A 1,642-nucleotide genomic window follows, 5' to 3' on the forward strand; every position below is an offset into this window, starting at 1 on the left:
GCCAGATCATCTCGTACAGGAACGTCGGGTGGAACACCCCGAGGACGACGGGGTTGCCCGAGGCGTCCTCGACAGCCCGACCGGCGCCCTGGTCCCACTGGTGGATGGTCAGCCCCCACGGCAGCGTCGTGGGGCCGCCGTACAGCTCGTTGTTGAACCAGTTCCCGACGCGTCCGATCGCCTGCGCCAGCGCCACACCCGGCACCGCGGCATCCAGGAAGGGCAGGAAGCGGATACCGACCTGCCGGCAGCCGACCCAGATGCCGAACGCCCCGAGGGCGATCGCGCCCCAGATGCCGAGGCCGCCCTCCCAGATCTTCAGCGCGTCGACCGGGTTGCCGCCCTCACCCCAGTAGGGGTCAGGGGTGGTGATGACGTGGTAGATCCGGCCGCCGACGATGCCGAACGGCACGGCATACGCAGCCACGTCGAGCGCCTGCCCAGCCTCGTAGCCCCGGTCGACGAGGCGTCGGCCGGTGAGCCACACCGCGACCACGATCCCGAGCAGGATGCACACGGCGTACATCCGCAGCGGGACCGGACCCAGGTGCCACACCCCGACCGTGGGGCTGGGCAGGGAGGCGATCACTTGCCGGCAGCCTCGAGCGCCGCGACGAGCTTGGCCGGGTCGAAGGCCGTGCCCTCGGCGTTGACCAGGGTGCCGGTGTCGAGATCCTCGCCGTTCACCTTGACGGTGGGCGTGCCCTTGACGCCATCGGCGAACGACTGCTTCTCGACCGAGTTCACATAGTCGGTGTACTTGCCTGCGGCGACGCAGGACTCCCAGGTCGTCAGGTCCGCGCCGCTCAGACCGGCGGTCTCGGCGAATGCCTTGAGCTGGGCATCGGTCCAGCCATCACCCTCGCGCTCGGGCTGACCGGGGAAGAGCTGGTCACTGTACTCCTGGAACTTGCCGGCGTCCGAGGCGCAGAAGGCCCCGTTCGCGGAGCGCGTGGAGCTGTCGTTCCTGAGGTTGTCGTCGAGGAAGTTCTTCACGTGGTAGACCAGCTTGATCTTGCCGTCGGCGGCCTGCTCGCTCAGCGTCGGCCCGAAGGCCTGCTCGAACATGGCGCACGCCGGGCACTGGTAGTCGACGTAGAGGTCGACGGTGGGTGCACCGTCGACGGGCGTGACGTCCTGGAAGGCCGGGTACCCCTCGCCCAGCTCGCTGACCCCCGCGGGAAGGGCGTTGCCCCCTCCGGTGACGTCGTTCTCCTTCGACATCTGGCTCCAGACGACGCCACCCACCGTGGCGATGATCGCGACGATCGCGACGACCGTGGCGACGACGATCTTGTTCGCCCCGCCCCCGGCGGACTTCTGGGCAGCCTGGATCTTTGCCGCGCGCGCGTTGGCGGCACCCCGATCCGGGGCCTTGGCGGAGTTCTTCGCCATGGTGGTCAGTCTCCTCGTGGTTTAGCGGAACAGCAGACGGTCAAGGGAGGCCAGGGAGCGCGGGCGCCACCACAGCCAGGCCCCGGCAAGGGCGAAGGTCGCATCGCGGGCGATGTCGGTGCCGTACTTCGTCTCACCCGCGGCCACCTGCCCGCCGCCACCGAAGCATCCGCAGTCGATGGTCAGGCCCCTCGCCCACGCCTGGGCGATGCCGATGATGAAGGCGACCATGAGCAGGGTCGAGACG

At 69.2% G+C, this 1,642-nt stretch carries 3 protein-coding genes; all 3 read right to left on the reverse strand.

Translation table 11 applies throughout. The features are described from left to right. On the reverse strand, positions 1-589 hold a 589-nt coding region (locus PLL68_RS14885), incomplete at its 3' end, for a prolipoprotein diacylglyceryl transferase family protein (RefSeq protein ID WP_324535425.1). Next, positions 586-1,395, reverse strand: coding sequence for a DsbA family protein (locus PLL68_RS14890; protein WP_324535427.1), 810 nt, complete (start codon positions 1,393-1,395; stop codon positions 586-588). The genes PLL68_RS14890 and PLL68_RS14885, both read right to left, overlap by 4 nt. A 21-nt stretch (positions 1,396-1,416) precedes the next feature. Then, a partial coding sequence (locus PLL68_RS14895) for a MauE/DoxX family redox-associated membrane protein (protein WP_324535429.1) occupies positions 1,417-1,642 on the reverse strand: 226 nt, incomplete at its 5' end.

This window comes from Ornithinibacter sp. (genome assembly GCF_035443565.1).
Taxonomy (GTDB): Bacteria; Actinomycetota; Actinomycetes; order Actinomycetales; family Dermatophilaceae; genus Fodinibacter.